This window comes from Nocardia sp. GTS18 (assembly GCF_013839555.1).
Taxonomy (GTDB): Bacteria; Actinomycetota; Actinomycetes; order Mycobacteriales; family Mycobacteriaceae; genus Nocardia; species Nocardia rosealba.
Map to the genome: position 1 here is coordinate 32632 of NZ_JACBIU010000021.1, position 15187 is coordinate 47818.

At 66.2% G+C, this 15187-nt stretch carries 15 protein-coding genes; 4 read left to right on the forward strand and 11 right to left on the reverse strand.

Going from position 1 to position 15187, the window contains the following annotated elements:
- The first annotated feature begins 7 nt into the window (after positions 1 to 7).
- A complete protein-coding gene (locus tag HYG95_RS17250; protein WP_181698962.1) occupies positions 8 to 628 on the forward strand; it encodes a hypothetical protein in 621 nt (206 codons plus the stop codon).
- A 331-nt stretch (positions 629 to 959) separates the two neighbouring features.
- Here the strand turns inward: HYG95_RS17250 and HYG95_RS17255 are convergent, their stop codons facing one another.
- From HYG95_RS17255 to HYG95_RS17280, 6 genes are all read right to left on the reverse strand, one after another.
- The gene (locus tag HYG95_RS17255; protein ID WP_181698963.1) at positions 960 to 1370 is read right to left on the reverse strand and encodes an arsenate reductase ArsC; all 411 of its coding nucleotides are present in this window, start codon (positions 1368 to 1370) and stop codon (positions 960 to 962) included.
- Positions 1371 to 1385: 15 nt separating this feature from the next.
- Positions 1386 to 2054, reverse strand: coding sequence for an arsenate reductase ArsC (locus HYG95_RS17260; protein WP_181698964.1), 669 nt, complete (start codon positions 2052 to 2054; stop codon positions 1386 to 1388).
- On the reverse strand, positions 2051 to 2485 hold the full coding sequence (locus HYG95_RS17265) for a low molecular weight phosphatase family protein (protein WP_181698965.1): 435 nt from the start codon (positions 2483 to 2485) through the stop codon (positions 2051 to 2053). Before HYG95_RS17265 ends, HYG95_RS17260 begins: the two co-directional genes overlap by 4 nt.
- Positions 2482 to 3588, reverse strand: a complete 1107-nt coding sequence (gene arsB / locus HYG95_RS17270; RefSeq protein ID WP_181698966.1) for an ACR3 family arsenite efflux transporter — start codon at positions 3586 to 3588, stop codon at positions 2482 to 2484. The genes HYG95_RS17265 and arsB overlap by 4 nt, the downstream gene beginning before the upstream one ends.
- Entirely contained in the window at positions 3585 to 3962 is a 378-nt protein-coding gene (locus tag HYG95_RS17275) for a helix-turn-helix transcriptional regulator (RefSeq protein ID WP_086843861.1), read from the reverse strand. Before HYG95_RS17275 ends, arsB begins: the two co-directional genes overlap by 4 nt.
- A 67-nt stretch (positions 3963 to 4029) precedes the next feature.
- The gene (locus HYG95_RS17280) at positions 4030 to 4869 is read right to left on the reverse strand and encodes a GNAT family N-acetyltransferase (protein WP_255495443.1); all 840 of its coding nucleotides are present in this window, start codon (positions 4867 to 4869) and stop codon (positions 4030 to 4032) included.
- A gap of 101 nt (positions 4870 to 4970) precedes the next feature.
- On the opposite strand from HYG95_RS17280, the gene HYG95_RS17285 reads away from it, so the two are divergent.
- From HYG95_RS17285 to HYG95_RS17295, 3 genes are read left to right on the forward strand one after another with little or no spacing between them, the layout of a single operon-like run.
- Positions 4971 to 6341, forward strand: coding sequence for an NAD(P)-binding domain-containing protein (locus HYG95_RS17285; RefSeq protein ID WP_181698969.1), 1371 nt, complete (start codon positions 4971 to 4973; stop codon positions 6339 to 6341).
- A 9-nt stretch (positions 6342 to 6350) separates the two neighbouring features.
- The gene (locus tag HYG95_RS17290; RefSeq protein WP_181698971.1) at positions 6351 to 7574 is read left to right on the forward strand and encodes an MFS transporter; all 1224 of its coding nucleotides are present in this window, start codon (positions 6351 to 6353) and stop codon (positions 7572 to 7574) included.
- Positions 7571 to 8638, forward strand: a complete 1068-nt coding sequence (locus HYG95_RS17295; RefSeq protein ID WP_181698973.1) for an NAD(P)/FAD-dependent oxidoreductase — start codon at positions 7571 to 7573, stop codon at positions 8636 to 8638. Before HYG95_RS17290 ends, HYG95_RS17295 begins: the two co-directional genes overlap by 4 nt.
- Positions 8639 to 8697: 59 nt before the next feature.
- Here HYG95_RS17295 and HYG95_RS17300 read toward each other — a convergent pair whose 3' ends face one another.
- From HYG95_RS17300 to HYG95_RS17320, 5 genes are all read right to left on the reverse strand, one after another.
- Positions 8698 to 9219, reverse strand: coding sequence for a hypothetical protein (locus HYG95_RS17300; RefSeq protein ID WP_220139532.1), 522 nt, complete (start codon positions 9217 to 9219; stop codon positions 8698 to 8700).
- A gap of 196 nt (positions 9220 to 9415) precedes the next feature.
- The gene (locus tag HYG95_RS17305; protein ID WP_370465831.1) at positions 9416 to 12022 is read right to left on the reverse strand and encodes a valine--tRNA ligase; all 2607 of its coding nucleotides are present in this window, start codon (positions 12020 to 12022) and stop codon (positions 9416 to 9418) included.
- A gap of 74 nt (positions 12023 to 12096) precedes the next feature.
- Positions 12097 to 13020, reverse strand: coding sequence for a glycosyltransferase family A protein (locus HYG95_RS17310; protein WP_181698983.1), 924 nt, complete (start codon positions 13018 to 13020; stop codon positions 12097 to 12099).
- Positions 13017 to 13706, reverse strand: a complete 690-nt coding sequence (locus tag HYG95_RS17315) for a trans-aconitate 2-methyltransferase (protein WP_181698985.1) — start codon at positions 13704 to 13706, stop codon at positions 13017 to 13019. Before HYG95_RS17315 ends, HYG95_RS17310 begins: the two co-directional genes overlap by 4 nt.
- Positions 13707 to 13715: 9 nt before the next feature.
- Positions 13716 to 15071, reverse strand: a complete 1356-nt coding sequence (locus tag HYG95_RS17320; protein WP_181698987.1) for a hypothetical protein — start codon at positions 15069 to 15071, stop codon at positions 13716 to 13718.
- Positions 15072 to 15187 lie beyond the last annotated feature (116 nt).

Below are 15187 nucleotides of genomic sequence, written 5' to 3' on the forward strand. Positions count from 1 at the left end.
GACAGACATGATCCTGATCGAGATAGCGAGTCCTGCCGGTCGTTTCGACGAGGCCGACCGGCAATCGATTGCCGAGCACATCTGGTCGGTGGTGCTCTCCAGCGATCACGCACCGGCTGAGACGATGTATCGGGCCCGCCAGATGGCCCATCTGGGTTTCCGCGACCTGAGCTATTGGCACACTGGTGACGGCCCTGCGAGCCCCGACGTCGCCCCGCCCGTAGTCGCATCGGTCACCGTGCCCAAGGAATGGCAGGACGAGACCGCGCGGCACATGATCGGCGTGATCAAGGCCGCGATCCGCCAGGTCGACAACGCGCACGGCCGACGGCGTGAGCCCGGCACCATGTGGGTCCTGGTGAACGGCGTCGCCGACGGCAGTATCGGCATGGACGGCAAGGCCTCCACCGCCGCCGACGTCCTGCATGCGCTGACCGCCGATTATCAGGCCGCGGTCAAGGCAGGCAGAGGTATGCCGGTCCCGGAAGGACGCCTCGTCGACCCGATCTGTGGGATGCTCGTGCGCCACGGAGCGGGAGCGATCACGGTCGAGGACAACGGAGAAATCATCGGTTTCTGCGCACCGGGATGCCGAGATGCCTACCTCGCCCAGCAAGCACCCGCGTGAGCTCGTCCGCAACACCATGTTCGGGGCGGGCTGGTTGCACGCACCGCGGTCACCGACATCGGCGTCTGCCGTGGGCCGCAAGGGATAAGGTGTCCGTCACCGGGTCTGGGTATTGCGCCGCAGATGACGGATCCCCCAAGGCCGCAACCGATCTCGTTGAGCGCTCCCACCCGCTTGCAGATTGCCGGCCCCTCGAGCGCACCGGACGTACACCAGTGGCGACATCCGGTGTGCGGCAGTGGTCAGCCACGTCAGGGCCGCGAACGCATCGAGCGTCGCACCAACTATGTCGTAGGCGTGACGCTCGCTGCGGTATGCGTGCCGGGCAGGTTCAGGCTCGGGTCGACAACAACTCTGTGACGAGGGCTTCAACTCGTGTCTTGATTTCATCGCGGATCGGGCGGACCGAGTCCACGCCCTTGCCTGCGGGGTCTTCCAGGACCCAGTCGCGGTAGCTGACACCGGGGAACGACGGGCAGGTGTCGCCGCAACCCATGGTGATGACGATGTCGGAGGTTTCCACGGCGTCGTAGGTGAGGATCTTCGGTTTCTGGTCGGAGATGTCGATGCCGAGTTCGGCCATCGCCGCGACTGCGGAGGGGTTGATCGTGTCGGCGGGTGCGCTTCCGGCGGAGCGGACCTCGATGGCGTCGCTGGCGAGGTGGGTGAGGAATCCGGCGGCCATCTGGGAGCGTCCGGCGTTGTGGACGCAGACGAACAGCACGCTGGGCTTGGTGGTCATGGGGGGCGGTGCCTTTCAGTTGGCGGGGAGGTCGAGTTCGGTGAGCAGGAGCCGGACGCGGGTTTCGATCTCGTCGCGGACGGGCCGGATGGCGGTGATGTCGAGGTCGGCGGGGTCGTCGAGGTCCCATTCCTCGTAGCGGCGTCCGGGGTAGAGAGGGCAGGCGTCGCCGCAGCCCATGGTGATGACGACGTCGGCGGCTTGGATGATTTCCTCGGTCCAGGGCTTGGGGAACTCGGTGGTGATGTCGATGCCGACCTCGGCCATCGCGGCGATGGCGGCGGGGTTGATCTCGTCGCCGGGTTCGCTGCCGCCGGACCAGGCCACCGCGCGGTCTCCGGCGAGGTGGGCGAAGAACCCGAGGGCCATTTGGGAGCGTCCGGCGTTGTGGGTGCACAGGAACAGCACTGTTGGGGTGCCGGTATGGGCTTTGCCTTCGACGCGGGCCAGGGCGTGCAGGCGTTGGCGGGCGAAGCGTTCGGCCAGTAGCGGCAGGTAGTTGATGACGGTCGCGCGTCCGGCGAACTGGTCGTAGGAGGAGTGCAGGAACCGTTCGATGGTCTCGATTCCGAAGGTTCCGTCGAACTCGCGTTGCAGGTGCGTGGCGGCGGTTTTGAGGGCGAGTTGCTGGTCGATGGTCAGGTCGTGGCGGGTGTGAGTGGGCGCGAGTGGGCTGTCGCTCATGGGTGTGTCCGTTGCTCGACGGGTGTGGTGAGTTCGGTGAGCAGGTTGTTGACGCGGGCGGCGATGTCGTCGCGAACCAAGCGCATGCGCTCGATGCCGTCGATGCCGCGTACGGAGGGTTCGTCGGTGTCCCAGTTGACGATCCGCACCCCGTCGACCGGGTCGATATGTGCTTCCCGCCCGAGCGTGACGACCACGTCGACCGAGCGCAGTAGGGCCGGGTCGATCGGTTTCGGGATCTCGGCGCTGATGTCGACATCGACTTCGCGCAGCGTTTCGGCGGAGAGAGCGTTGACGGTGGTGCCGGGTGCGGTTCCGGCGGAATGGACCTGCACGCGGTTACCGGCGACGGCTCGCATCAGCCCGGCCGCCATTTGCGATTTGCCACCGTTCTTCACACAGACGAACAGCACGGACGGGGTGGTGCTCACCGCGGTGTCACCTCATCGGTCGTCGCGACACCGGTGTGTGGGGTTGGCTGGAATCGTTTCCGCAGGGCGAGGGACACATAGACCAAGGCCACGAGCACGGGGACCTCGATGAGCGGGCCGACGACTCCGGCCAGGGCTTGACCGGAGGTGGCGCCGTAGGTGGCGATCGCGACGGCGATGGCGAGTTCGAAGTTGTTGCCCGCAGCGGTGAACGCGAGGGTGGTGGTGCGTTCGTAGCCCAGGCCCAGGGCCGCGCCCATCGCGTAGCCGCCGCCCCACATGATCGCGAAGTAGGCCAACAGAGGGATCGCGATGCGGACGACGTCGAGGGGGTGGGAGGTGATCTGCTCACCTTGCAGGGCGAACAGGATCACGATGGTGAACAGCAGCCCGTACAGCGCCCACGGCCCGATCTTGGGCAGGAAGCTGGATTCGTACCATTCGCGGCCCTTGGCGCGCTCGCCGAAGCGGCGGGTCAGGAATCCGGCCAACAGCGGAATGCCAAGGAAGATCAGCACCGATTTCGCGATCTGCCACGGTGAGGTGTCGATGGTGGTCTGTTCCAGGCCGAGCCAACCCGGCAGGACCGAGAGGTAGAACCAGCCCAGGACTGCGAACATGATCACCTGGAACACCGAGTTCAACGCGACCAGCACGGCAGCGGCCTCACGGTCACCGCAGGCGAGGTCGTTCCAGATGATGACCATCGCGATGCAACGGGCCAGACCGACGATGATCAGTCCCGTCCGGTACTCGGGCAGATCCGGCAGCAACAGCCACGCCAGGGCGAACATCAAGGCCGGGCCGAGGATCCAGTTCAGCACCAGGGAGCTGATCAGGAGTTTGCGGTCGCCGGTGACGGTGTCGAGTCGGTCGTAGCGGACCTTCGCCAGCACCGGGTACATCATGATGAGAAGGCCGATGGCGATCGGCAGCGAGATGCCGTCGATCTCCACGGCCGAGAGGGTGTCACCGAGACCGGGAATCATCCGGCCCAGCAACAGCCCGGCGATCATGGCGACGCCGATCCAGACCGGCAGAAACCGGTCGAGAGTCGACAGCTTGCCGACGACGGCGGGGTGCTCGGTGGTGGTCGTGCTCATGCGGTGACTCCGATCGCGGTGCCGCTCTCGACGAGCAGAACTTCCGACAGTCGTTGCAGGGCTTCGGGGACGACCCGGTAGTACACCCAGGAGGCGCGGCGTTCGCTGTCGAGCAGCCCGGCTTCGCGCAGCACCTTGAGGTGATGGGAGATCGTGGGCTGGGTCAACTCGATCCCGGCCGACAGGTCGCACACGCAGGCTTCCTGGCCCTCACGGGAGGCAATCGTGCTCAGCAGGCGCAGCCGGACCGGATCCGACAGTGCTTTGAACACGCTCGCCAGCTCGACGGCGTGAGGCTCGGACAGGGGCTCACGCACCAGTGGCGCGGCGGAGCACGCCTGCACAGGCGTCACCACCAACTTCGACTTCGACATACGCCAATATTGACCGATATCAATATGGCGAGGCAAGCAAACAGCCGGTGAACGCCAGGGGCTAGCCCTATCGCACAGGTGAGCGGCGTTCGAGCAGGACGGTGTCGTGCCAGACGCCGTCGCGTTGGGCGATGCGTTCGCGGACGCCTACGGTGCGGTATCCGGCGCTGTGGTGTAAGGCCAGCGAGGCGCGGTTGTCGGTGAAGATCGAGGTCTGCAACGTCCACAAGCCATCGTCGTCCGCGGCGAGGACCTGCTTGTGCAGCAGCGCCTTGCCGACGCCGCGTCCACGGTGGGAGTCGGCGACATAGACCGAGGTCTCGGCGACCCCGGCGTAGCAGTCGCGGCTCGATACCGGGCTGGCGGCGGTCCAGCCGACGACGCGGCCGTCGATCTCGGCGACCCATCGGTGGGCGGGCAGCCAATGCTTGTCGAGGTGGGCGCGGGTGGGGACCTCGGTCTCGAAGGTCGCGATCCCCGTGGCGATGCCCTCGGCGTAGATGCGGCGCACCTCGGCCCAGTCGCCGGGTTCGAGGGCGCGGATGGTGACGTCGGTGGGCAGGTCGGCGGGGCAGCACGGGCGCGGGGCGAGCAGGCCCATCACCGCGTCGGCGGCGTGCGGCAGTCCGGCGCAGCATGCCTCGTTGACGGTGACGATGGTCGCGGCACCTTCCTTGTGCAGGCGCACGAATCCCACGTCGGCGAGCTTGCGGACGTGATGGGAGGTCGTGGACTGACTGGTGCCCAGGATCTCGGTCAACGCGCCGACCGTGATGCCTTTCGGGGTCGTGGCCACCGCGTGCAGCAGCCGCACTCGCACTGGTTCGGCCAGGCAGGCGAACCACTCGGCGTAGGTGGTGGCTTCGCCGGTCGGCAGGACCTGGGCTTGGGGCAGAGCGATGGGCATGCGGCCAGTATATCGACGTAGATCGATGGTTGCTTTCATCGATGCCAGTCGATACTCTCGGCCGTAGTTAATCGATCTGCATCGATGAAAGAAGGTTCGTTATGAACTCCCTGCCTGTCGTAGTTATCGGAGCTGGGCCGGTCGGCCTGGCCGCCGCTGCCGAGCTGACCCGCCGTGAGCTGCCGTTCCTGCTGCTCGAACGCGGCGAGCACGCCGGTGCTGCCGTCGCGCAATGGCATCACGTGCGGGTGTTCTCGCGCTGGGCCGAGCTGATCGCCCCGGCCGCACGCCCGCTGCTCGACGCTGCGGGCTGGACCGAACCCGACCTCGAGGGCTACCCGACCGGCGCGGAGTGGGTCGAGCACTACCTGCGCCCGCTCGGCGCAGCACTCGGCGATTCGGCCCGGTTCAACACCGAGGTGACCGGTGTCGCGCGTCGAGGCCGCGACCGGGTCGTGGACGCCGGACGCGACAGCGAACCGTTGACCGTGCACGTGCGTAGCGCCCACGGGCGCGAGGAACGAATCATCGCCCGCGCGGTTATCGACACCTCCGGCACCTGGACGACACCGAACCCGCTCGGCGGAGACGGGCTGCCCGCCATCGGCGAAGCCGCTGCGGCGCAACGTATTTCCTACCGTGTGCCAGACCTCACCGACCCTGATATCGCGGCCCGCCACGCTGGCCGTCACGTGGTCGTCGCCGGAAGTGGGCACTCTGCGCTCACCGCGTTGATCGTGCTCGCCGAATTGGCCGGCGAGCACCCGGGCACTCGCATCACGTGGCTGCTGCGTCGGGGCACGATCGGATCGACCTTCGGTGGCGGGCAAGCCGACGAACTGCCCGCTCGTGGCGCCCTCGGGCTGCGCGCTCAGGCAGCGGTCGAGGCCGGACACATCAACGTGGTCACCGGATTCCGCACCGAGACCGTCGAACATACCGACCACGGCCAGCTCACGCTCATCCCCGCCGAAGGCGACCCTGTCACCGATGTCGATGAAGTGATCGTGCTGACCGGGTTCCGCCCGGACCTGTCCTGGCTCTCGGAAATCCGTCTCGACCTCGACGCCACCTTGCAGGCTCCGACGAAGCTGGCGCCGTTGATCGACCCGAACGCGCATTCCTGTGGCACGGTCTACCCGCACGGAGTCACCGAACTGTCCCACCCCGAACCCGGCGTGTTCCTGGCCGGGATGAAGAGCTACGGCCGCGCACCGACGTTCTTGGCGATGACCGGCTACGAGCAGGTCCGCTCCATCGTCGCCGCCCTCGCCGGAGACCACGAAGCCGCGCAACGAGTCGAACTCACCCTGCCCGACACCGGGGTCTGCGGCGGATCCGGCCTGTTCGACGCCCCCGCCGAAGAATCCACAGGCGGATGCTGCGGGGCCCCGACCGCCGTGCAGGAGCTGACCCTCAGCGTCCCGACCGCGATCCAGGAACTGCCCCTGACCTCCTCGCCCGCGCGCTGATCCACTGCGATGCAGGCTGTTTCGACACCGACGGCACCCGCCGCGACCGGGTTGCGGCGGGTGCTGGTGGTCTTGTGCGTCACCGAGATCACCAGCTGGGGAATCCTGTTCTACGCCTTCCCCGTCCTGCTCGGATCCATCGCCACCGACACCAGTTGGTCACCCACCGCGCTGACAGCGGTGTTCTCCGCCGGACAACTCCTCACCGCCCTCACCGGAATACTCGTCGGCCGTCGCCTGGACCGCCACGGACCACGAGTAGTGATGACCGCGGGCTCTGTGCTCGCGGTCGCCGCGCTGATCATCGTGGCCACCGCGCAGACCCTCATGGTGTTTCTGCTCGGCTGGGTATTGGTCGGGGTGGCGATGGGTGCGGTGCTGTATCCACCGGCGTTCGCCGCGCTGACCCGCTGGTACGGACCCGACCGGGTGAAAGCGCTGACCGTGCTGACCCTCTCAGGTGGACTTGCCTCCACCGTGTTCGCACCCCTGACCGCCGCACTGGTCTCCCGCATGGACTGGCGTGCAACCTATCTCGTGCTCGCGGTGATTCTTGCGATCGTGACCGTTCCCGGGCACTGGTTCGGGTTGCGACTGCCCTGGCCCGACCGCCCCGAACCCGAAGTCGAGCACATCCATCAAGCTGACCCCGGCACGATCGCCCGCAGCCGAGCCTTCCTCGCACTGGCGATCGCCCTGAGTGTCACCGGGTTCGCTTCGTTCGCGGTCGTGGTGACCCTCGTGCCGTTGATGACCGAACGCGGAATCTCCACCACGACCGCCGCGATCGCCCTGGGCCTCGGCGGGGTCGGGCAAGTCGCCAGCCGCATCGGCTACAGCGCCTTCGCCGACCGCACCACCGTACGAGCCCGCACCACAATCATCCTGGTCGCGATCGCGGCCACCACGATGCTGCTCGGAATCTTCACCACAGCAGCAGCATTGACTACCGCCGCCGTGCTCTCCGGGATGGCACGCGGCGTATTCACCCTCCTACAGGCCACCGCGATCACCGACCGGTGGGGCACCGCCCACTACGGGCAACTCACCGGCTGGCTGTCGGCACCCATGACCATCGCCCTGGCCTCGGCCCCCTTCGCCGCCACAGCCCTGGCCACCGGGCTGGGCGGCTACCCCACCACCTTCGTGATCCTCGGCATCGCCGCCGCAGCGGCTGCCGCGCTATCGCTATCCACCATTCCGAAACACTCACCGAAAGAACAACACTCATGATCGACGCACTCGTCATCGGCGCCGGACAATCCGGTCTCACCGCCGCCCGCGCCCTCACCGACAACCACCTGACCCCGGTCGTCCTCGAGGCCGGGCCCGAGGCCGTCGGGTCCTGGCCGCACTACTACGACAGCCTGACTTTGTTCTCACCCGCCCAGCACAGCACCATGCCCGGCCTGGAATTTCCCGCCGATCCCGACCACTACCCGCATCGCGACGAAGTCGTCGACTACCTGCGCCGTTACGCCAAAACCCTAGACGCCGACATCCGCACCAACACCACAGTCACCACCGTCGAGGCCCACCCCGATCTAGGATTCGTCGTCCACACCGCTGATGGACAACAGCTCCACACCGCCGGGATCGTCGCCGCCACCGGCTCTTTCGGCAACCCGTATCTGCCTGAACTTCCCGGGCAAGGCCAGTTCGGCGGGAACCTCCTGCATGTCGCCGACTACCGCCGCCCCCAGGACTACACCGGTCAGCGGGTGATCGTTGTCGGTGCGGGCAACTCCGCGGTGCAGGTCGCTTACGAACTCGCCGACCACGCCACGGTCACTTTGGCCACTCACAACCCGATCAACTTCTTGCCCCAACACCGCGACGGACACGACATCCACCACTGGCTCGTCTCCACCGGTTTCGACCAACTCCCACCCGAATGGCTCATCCGCTACGTCGGCGGCACCCTCGTCATGGACACCGGCGACTACCACCATGCCCTCACTACCGGACACCTGGACCGGCAACCGATGTTCACCAGCTTCGACACCGACGCCATCGTCTGGGCCGACGGCACCCGCGAAGCCGTCGATACCGTGCTCTTCGCCACCGGATACCGACCCAACCTCGGCTACCTCACCGAACTCGGCGCACTCACCGACGGATACCCACTCCACAGCGCCGGGGTATCGACCACCCATCCGGGGTTGGTCTACGTCGGGCTGGAGTTCCAGCGGTCGTTCTCCTCCAACACTCTGCGCGGGGTTCACCGCGACGCTGAACTCGTCATCACCGCGCTGGCCGCCCATATCAACCGGGCACCGGCCAAGGTCGGGCTGTAGGTCCTCACGGGCATTACCTTCGCGGTGGAAGTACGGTTCGCCTCTGAAAGGTTTCGGTGTCAGCTGGTGGCGGGAGTTTGAGCGCGCAGGCGGGTGAGGTAGCGCGTGGCTTGGCGGCGACTGGTCAGCGTGATCAGCTCGACCTGGTCGCCGTGTTCGGCAATCAGCTCGCGCACGCGGGGGCGCATCTGGGCGCGGTAGGTCCAGATGTAGCGCAGGAATCCCCATGTGATGCGGTCGTAGACGCCGTCGCGGTGTTGACCGCCCAGGTAGCGCCAGCGTCGTTGCAGCACGCCAGAGATGCAGGTGATGGCGGGTAGGTCGAGGAATACGACGGTGTCGGCCGCGGCGAGTCGAATCGGCAACGTGCCCGCGTAGTTGCCCTCGATCAGCCAGCGCGGTCCGGCGACAAGGCGCTGTTGGATGGCCTGGAATTCTTCGGCTGGGAGCGGGTTCCAGTCGTCGTAGTAGTAGATGGCATCGAGGTGGGTCAGCGGGAGTCCGAGTAGGCCGCCGAGCTGGTTGGCGAGATGAGTCTTGCCGCTGCCGCCGCAACCGACGATCACCATTCGCTGGTCCACGCCCGGCCACGATACCCGCCGCTGGTTGGCTGCCAATTCTTGTAGGCGTCGAGGAGAGACAACTGTGCGTTCCGTGGACCTCATAGTGCCGTCTGCTCGAATTGGCTCTGAAGAGATCCTTGCTCTTCTGGACCAATGTTGTATGACTCAGGCACCCGACAGCCCTCGGATGCGACGAAGGCTGTCGGGGCAAGGGCTATCCCAGCAGCGCGGCGAGTTGTTCGCGGATTCGTTGGGCCGCGGTCTCAGCGTTTTGGTGTCGGTTGCGGATTCCAGCGACGATGTCGTCGGGCGCCTTTGACAAGAAGGCGTCGTTGTTCAGCTTCTTCTCGGCGGCCTCGATCTCCTTGAGGGCGCCGGTGAGATCCTTCTCGAGGCGACGCTTCTCGGCCTCGACGTCGATTGCCTGCGACAAGTCGAGGCTGATGCGCGAATCGCCGACTGGCAGCGTGGCGGTCGGGTCGAAGTCGGTGGCCGGGGGATCGAGTCGCAGCAGTTGCCGGATGGCTGCCTCGTGGTCGGACAGTGCCGGGGTGAGGTCGAGTTCGGCGGGGACCCGTTGGCTTGAGCGCACACCTTGCTCGGATCGGAACCGGCGAACATCGGTTACGAGCTGCTGGAGCTGCGCCACCGTGGCCTCGGCGTCGGGGTCACGGAAGCCGGAGTCTTGCGGCCAGGAGGCGATGACGACCGATTCTTCGCCGGTGAGGGTTGTCCACAGTTTCTCGGTGACAAACGGCACGAGCGGGTGCAGCAACCGCAGCAGCGTGTCGAGCACGTGCCCGAGGGCCCGGCGCGATGCCTCTGCGGGTGAACCGCCTTGGGCGAAGACGGCTTTGGACAGTTCCAGGTACCAGTCGAAGGTTTCGTCCCAGGCGAAGTGGTACAGCAGGTCGGACAGTTTCGCGAATTGGTAGTCCTCGAAGTAGTTGTCGACTTCGGCGATCACGGTGTTCAGTCGCGAGAGAATCCACCGGTCGGTGACTGAGAGTTCCTCGGTCGGGGGCAGCGGCCCGGTGGTTGTGGCGCCGTTGAGGAGGGCGAATCGGCTCGCGTTCCACAGTTTGGTGGTGAAGTTGCGGCTGCCCGCGACGGTCTCTTCGGCGATGGGTGCGTCGGTGCCGGGGTTGGCGGCGCGGGCGAGAGCGAAGCGGAGCGCGTCGGTGCCGTAGGCGTCCATCCAGTCGATCGGGTCGACCACGTTACCGAAGCTCTTGGACATCTTCTTGCCGTGTTTGTCGCGCACCATGCCGTGCAAGGCGATCTCGGCGAACGGAGGTTGCCCGGTGGCGTAGAGCCCGAACATCATCATGCGGGCGATCCAGAAGAACAGCAGGTCATACCCGGTGAAAAGGACAGTGTTCGGGTAGAACTTGGCAAGGCTGTCGGTTTGGTCAGGCCAGCCCATGGTCGAGAACGGCCACAGGGCCGAGGAGAACCAGGTGTCGAGGACATCGGGGTCCTGGGTCCAGCCCTCGGGGGCGGTGTCGTCGGGTCCGACGCAGATGGTCTCGCCGGTGGGGCTGTACCAGATGGGGACGCGGTGCCCCCACCACAGCTGGCGGGAGATGTTCCAGTCGCGCAGGTTGTCGACCCAGTCGAAGTAGCGACCGGCCAGCTCGGGCGGGTGGATGGCGACGCGGCCGTCGCGGACGGCGTCACCGGCGGCTTTGGCCAGCGGTGCGACCTTGACCCACCACTGCATCGACAGGCGCGGTTCGATGACGGTGCCGCAGCGCGAGCAGTGCCCGACAGCGTGGGTGTAGGGCCGTTTCTCCGCGACGATGCGTCCCTCGGCGCGCAGGGCGGCGACGACGGCGCTGCGGGCTTCGAGCCGGTCGAGCCCTTGGAACGGGCCGGGGGCGGTGATGATCGCGTGCTCGTCCATCACCGTCAGCGAGGGAAGGTGGTGGCGTTGGCCGATCTCGAAGTCGTTCGGGTCGTGGGCGGGGGTGACTTTGACCGCGCCGGTGCCGAATTCGGGATCGACGTGCTCGTCGGCGACGACGGGGATGCGGCGACCGGTCAAGGGGAGTTCGATCTCGCGGCCGACAAGGTCGCGGTAGCGGGGTTCGTCGGGGTGCACGGCTACAGCGGTGTCGCCGAGCATCGTTTCCGCGCGGGTGGTCGCGACGACGATCTCGTCGGCACCGTCGCCGTAGCGGATCGAGACGAGTTCGCCGTCGAGGTCTTTATGGTCGACTTCGATGTCGGAGATCGCGGTGGCGCAGCGCGGGCACCAGTTGATGATGCGTTCGGCCCGGTAGATGAGCCCGTCGTCGTAGAGGCGTTTGAAGATCGTCTGGACCGCGCGGGAGAGGCCCTCGTCCATCGTGAACCGTTCACGGTCCCAGTCGACGCCGTCGCCGAGGCGACGCATCTGGTCGGAGATCGCGCCACCGGATTCGGCTTTCCACTGCCAGACCCGTGCCTCGAACGCTTCGCGGCCGAGGTCGTGGCGGGACAGGCCCTCTTTGGCGAGTTCGCGTTCGACAACGTTCTGGGTAGCGATTCCGGCGTGGTCCATGCCGGGCTGCCACAGCGTTTCGTAGCCCTGCATGCGTTTGCGGCGGGTGATGGCGTCGATCTGGGTGTGTTCGTAGGCGTGGCCCATGTGCAGGCGGCCGGTGACGTTCGGCGGCGGGATAACGACGGCGTAGGCGGGTTTGTCGCTGGTCGCGTCGGCTGTGAAGTAGCCGTTGTCTACCCACCGTACGTACAGCTCGCCCTCTAGCTCTACCGGTACGAAAGTCGTCGGCAGGGTCGTGGGGTCGATGCTGTCTGTGTGGTGGGTTTCGGTCACAGTCGCCCAGCTTATTGCCTGCTCGTCTCGGGTCTGTCGACCGCCGGTCGAAGGTGGTGTTGGGCTCGGCTCGTTCATGGAACCCCCAGGACGTCGGTGGGGCAGGACATGGTGGCGACGCGCCCTCGGGCCACCGCCAGGGCTTGGTCGAGGTTGACGGCCGCCATATGCAGCAGGTCGGTGAGCCGGTCGGGTTTGCTCGCGCAGACGAACGCCGCCACCTCGGCGGCCGGACGATTCTCGCCGAGGACCGCATGGAAATAGGCGAGGTTCTTCTCGACCACCAGGTGCACCGATTCCAGTTCATCGACCTGGGCGGCGGAGAGGCGGGCGAAGCGGCTGTGGACGCGGTACTCGTGAAACGGGCCCGGTATGCAGCCGATGGTGTTGGGTTTGCCGCGCCGGTGCCGGGTGGCGAGCAGGTCGATGGCGAACGCCCAGTCCTGCCACTTGCGGACGCGCGGGTCGTAACCACCCGCGGCGAGGGCGTCGGCGCGGCCGTAGACGATCGACATCGGCGCGTGATGCTTGCGGACAAGCAGTTCCTCGCGGCAGGGGTAGGCCGAGATCGTCAGTCCGTGGAACGCGCCGAACATCTGGGAGTAAGTGTGGACGAACGCCAGGTTCGGTGAGGAGGCCAGGAGCTGGACCGCTCGTTCGGGGTAGCTCCCGGCGGCGAGCAGGTCGGGGTCGGTGGCCAGCCGGTCATCGGAGTCCAACGGGAGGACGTAGGGGTATCGGGCGTAATGGAGCGCGGCGGTTCGGGCCCCTTGTGCGCCACAGTTGTCGCTTCGCCGAATCGCGCGGACGTTCGGCAACTCCTCGCAGGCGACGATGCTGGCCAGCGTGTCGGGGTCGTCGCTGCCGTCATCGACTACGAGAACTTCGTGGGGAAATGACATCGGCTGGCGAACAGCGGATTCGACGGCCTCCAGAACGAAGTTCCCGCTGTTGTAGCAGGGCACGATCACCGTGAGCCCGAGTTTTCGGTCGATCATCGGTGGGTCTCGACGTCGATGGTGCGGTAGGCACGCAGGGTGATCCTGTTGGCTTCGAAGTAGTTGTGCGCCGAGTCGGTATTGCGTTCGCAGTGGGGGGTCAGACTCATGTGGCGGTCCCATCCGGTGTAAAGGCGTTCGATCGTGGTGCGGAAGGTGTCGGCGGCGTAGGCGGCTTCGTCCTCAATCAACACCCGACGCCCTCGCCGGTCGGTGCGGGTGATATCGGTGAACACCTCGAGGAAATGCCCTGTGCCAGCCGGGGCGCGCTGGATGCAGCGGGTCAGGATCTCGCGGACCTGATCTTGGCGAAGATAGTGCAGGACATCCTTTGCGACGACGAGGCCGAATCGCCTTGTGATCGAGAAGTTTTCGATTCGCTGTTGAACGGCCTCGATCCGCCCGGCCCAGTCAGGGAGCCCCATCAGGCGTGCCTGCAGGATGTGGGTCGGGACCTGGTCGACGGCGACGACCTGGAAACCGGCGCGGGCCAATGCCAGCGTGTAGGTTCCTCTGCCGTATCCGAGGTCGAGGGCAGTTCGAGGAGCTCGTCGGTCAACAGCGTTCACAAACGAGGCGAACCTGTCCGAGACCGGTGCGCTCAGTCGTTCCGCTGTCGGCTCACCACTGGCCAAGGCGGTGAGGTAGAAGGCGGTGACGTCTTGTTGAGATCGAACAACGCACATGGGACCCTCCTAGAATCCGTCGACTTCCACGATTTGGCCGGGGATGCGCAGCGACAGGGCGAGGGCCTCGGTCACCCGCATCGGCAGGTAGTGGTCTTGCAGACGGCTGCGGATTTCGGTACCGCGCAACCAGTTCTGCATCAGGGCACGGTTGCTGTCACTGTGGAAGAGTCCGTCGAAAGTCTCGCGGGTGACGTAGGCGTCGTCGGTGAGCAGCGAGGCATTGGCCCGGGTGAGGATCTCAGCGACCGCGCCGATCTTGTCGGCGTCGGGTCCGCGAGGCACGTCGTAGCAGTGCACGTGCACCGAGTACAGCGTCGACAACTGCGCTTCCAGATCGACGCTGCTGGTCCGGCCGTTCTTGTTGTACACCCCGTCCGGGAAGGTCGACCAGCTCCGAATTGATGGTGTCGTCTGCTCGAAAGACAGTGTGCCCAGGGTGATGGTGGCCTCTGTGTCGGCGTCGATCAGCCGGAATGTGGCGGTGATGTCCGTCTCGCCAAAGCGGCGCGGTTCACGCCGCAGCACAGCGCATTTCGCGTGACCACCGAGCAACTTCGTCGCCCGCGAGGACATCCGGTGGCCTTGGTCAGCGGGAAACGCCCCGAACGAGCACACCTGCAACCTCAACCGCCGGCCCGTGAACAGCAGCTTGTTGAGCGCGAGGACTTGCACCGCGAGGTCGATGTAGTGGTAGCTGCCGTGCATCAGCATCCCGTACCCGTACCGGTAGGGGTGATCGTCGCGGGTGACGAACTCGTGCTCGAGATTCCACACACCACCGGCGGCCCGCAGATGAAACGAGGTCACCGGCGCCCGCCACGTGAGCATCCGCTCCCGCAGGGGTGCGATGAGCCGGTCGTTGTAGATGCTGTGATAGCGGCTCAACGTCATCACCGAGTGTCGCGATCTCTTGGCCGAGGCGCTAGCGATCAGTTCGGACATGGTCGCCGAGATCTGTGTGGGATCGAACGCGCCCGCGCTCATCGGAGCCAGGACCGGCTTCTCCACCAGCGAGGCGATGCCCTCTTCGACACAGCGGCGCAGGTAGGGCTCGTGCGAACCGACCTCGGTGGCGATATAAGCCAACATCGGCAGGCCAGGCAACCGCAGGAAACGCAGCGCGGTGAGCGCGGTGTCCATCGCCAGCGCGCGATCGCCTCGGTCGGCCTGGACGAAGAACTTCGCCCGTGGTTGCGGGTCCGCGCCGACGAGGCGGGCCTCGATGACCTCGCGCTCGGATTCGAGATCTATCAACGACCAGGAATCGAGGTGCCCCTCGTCGATCGCGTCACGGATGACGGGCATGTACTTGTTGCGGACGATCTCGTCATAGCCGATAACGACCAGCTGGTGGATGCTCATGGGGTCCTCCGTTGTCACGTGCCGGATCGCGGTGTCTGTCGCGTCCGCGCCGTTGAGATGCCGACCCCGTGAAACCACGCGGGCGCCAGCGAAAAATGTTGTGCTGCACCAAAGAC

Excerpts from the sequence above, each read along its gene's own strand:
- HYG95_RS17250 (WP_181698962.1), top strand. The coding sequence starts at position 8 with ATGATCCTGATCGAGATAGCGAGTCCTGCCGGTCGTTTCGACGAGGCC.
- HYG95_RS17255 (WP_181698963.1), bottom strand. The coding sequence starts at position 1,370 with ATGACCACCAAGCCCAGCGTGCTGTTCGTCTGCGTCCACAACGCCGGA.
- HYG95_RS17260 (WP_181698964.1), bottom strand. The coding sequence starts at position 2,054 with ATGAGCGACAGCCCACTCGCGCCCACTCACACCCGCCACGACCTGACC.
- arsB (WP_181698966.1), bottom strand. The coding sequence starts at position 3,588 with ATGAGCACGACCACCACCGAGCACCCCGCCGTCGTCGGCAAGCTGTCG.
- HYG95_RS17275 (WP_086843861.1), bottom strand. The coding sequence starts at position 3,962 with ATGTCGAAGTCGAAGTTGGTGGTGACGCCTGTGCAGGCGTGCTCCGCC.
- HYG95_RS17280 (WP_255495443.1), bottom strand. The coding sequence starts at position 4,869 with ATGCCCATCGCTCTGCCCCAAGCCCAGGTCCTGCCGACCGGCGAAGCC.
- HYG95_RS17285 (WP_181698969.1), top strand. The coding sequence starts at position 4,971 with ATGAACTCCCTGCCTGTCGTAGTTATCGGAGCTGGGCCGGTCGGCCTG.
- HYG95_RS17290 (WP_181698971.1), top strand. The coding sequence starts at position 6,351 with ATGCAGGCTGTTTCGACACCGACGGCACCCGCCGCGACCGGGTTGCGG.
- HYG95_RS17295 (WP_181698973.1), top strand. The coding sequence starts at position 7,571 with ATGATCGACGCACTCGTCATCGGCGCCGGACAATCCGGTCTCACCGCC.
- HYG95_RS17310 (WP_181698983.1), bottom strand. The coding sequence starts at position 13,020 with ATGATCGACCGAAAACTCGGGCTCACGGTGATCGTGCCCTGCTACAAC.
- HYG95_RS17315 (WP_181698985.1), bottom strand. The coding sequence starts at position 13,706 with ATGTGCGTTGTTCGATCTCAACAAGACGTCACCGCCTTCTACCTCACC.
- HYG95_RS17320 (WP_181698987.1), bottom strand. The coding sequence starts at position 15,071 with ATGAGCATCCACCAGCTGGTCGTTATCGGCTATGACGAGATCGTCCGC.